Origin of the sequence: Cupriavidus sp. SK-4 (assembly GCF_000611125.1) — a bacterium.
In the GTDB taxonomy this organism is placed as follows: domain Bacteria; phylum Pseudomonadota; class Gammaproteobacteria; order Burkholderiales; family Burkholderiaceae; genus Cupriavidus; species Cupriavidus necator.
The window spans coordinates 11,514-12,388 of the sequence record NZ_JFJW01000113.1; the positions used below are offsets into that span (position 1 = coordinate 11,514).

Annotated in this window: 1 protein-coding gene and 1 pseudogene; both read left to right on the plus strand. The window is 74.3% G+C overall.

Annotated elements, in window-relative coordinates; translation table 11 throughout:
• A pseudogene (locus CF68_RS38640) lies at window positions 1-445 on the plus strand (damage-inducible protein); the annotation flags it as partial.
• Window positions 378-875: DNA polymerase Y family protein (locus CF68_RS24335; protein WP_035823767.1), on the plus strand; the 498-nt coding region annotated here is incomplete at its 3' end. The pseudogene CF68_RS38640 and the gene CF68_RS24335, both read left to right, overlap by 68 nt.

Sequence of the window (875 nt, forward strand, 5' to 3'; positions counted from 1 at the left end):
GCAGGCCGACATGCTGTGGGCGGCCGAGCAGGTGCTGCGCAGCCAGGCCTTTGGCGGCGTGCTGGTCTGGCTGCCCGCGGCCCGCCCCGAGGCGCTGCGCCGCCTGCAGGTGCTGGCGCAGGCCGGCGACGCGGTGGCATGGGCGCTGCGCCCGGCCACGGCGCTGCGCGAGTCGTCGCCGGCGGTGCTGCGGCTGCTGCTGGCGCCGCTGCCCGGCAATGTGCTGTCGATCACCTTCCACAAGCGGCGCGGGCCGGTGCGGGACACGCCGCTGTTGCTGCGCCTGGACGGGATGGCAGCGGCCACGCGCGCAGCCGCCTGGCCTGTCCCGGCAGGAGCACCTGCCTTGTCTGAATCGTCTTCTCCATCTTCTTCCGATGTCGTACTGGATCGCGGTGCACCTGCCGCGCCTGCCCCTGGACGCCCTGCAGCCCAACTGGCCTGAGCTGGCGCCCGCTGAGAGCCCGCCTGCCACCACCGCCACGCTGCACCATGCGCTGCCGGTGGCGGTGATGGCGCGCGAGCAGGTGGTGCTGGCCAACGGCCCGGCGATGCAGCTCGGCGTGCGCTACGGCATGCGCCGCGGCGGCGTGCAGGCGCTGTCGGCCGATATCGTGCAGCTGGAGCGCGACCTGGCCGCGGAAGCTTCGTTGATGGAGGCGGTGGCGCTGGCGCTGCTGCATTTCACGCCGGGCGTGACTGTCGACGAGGAACCGGAGTCGGCCACGGTGATGCTGGACGTCACCGCCAGCCTGCGCCTGTTTGGCGGCCACCGCGCGCTGTGCCGCGCGGTGCGCGCCTGCGTGCGCCAGCTTGGCACCTTTGCCCAGGTGGGCTCCGGCCCGACCGCGCACGGCGCCGCGTGGCTGGCGCGC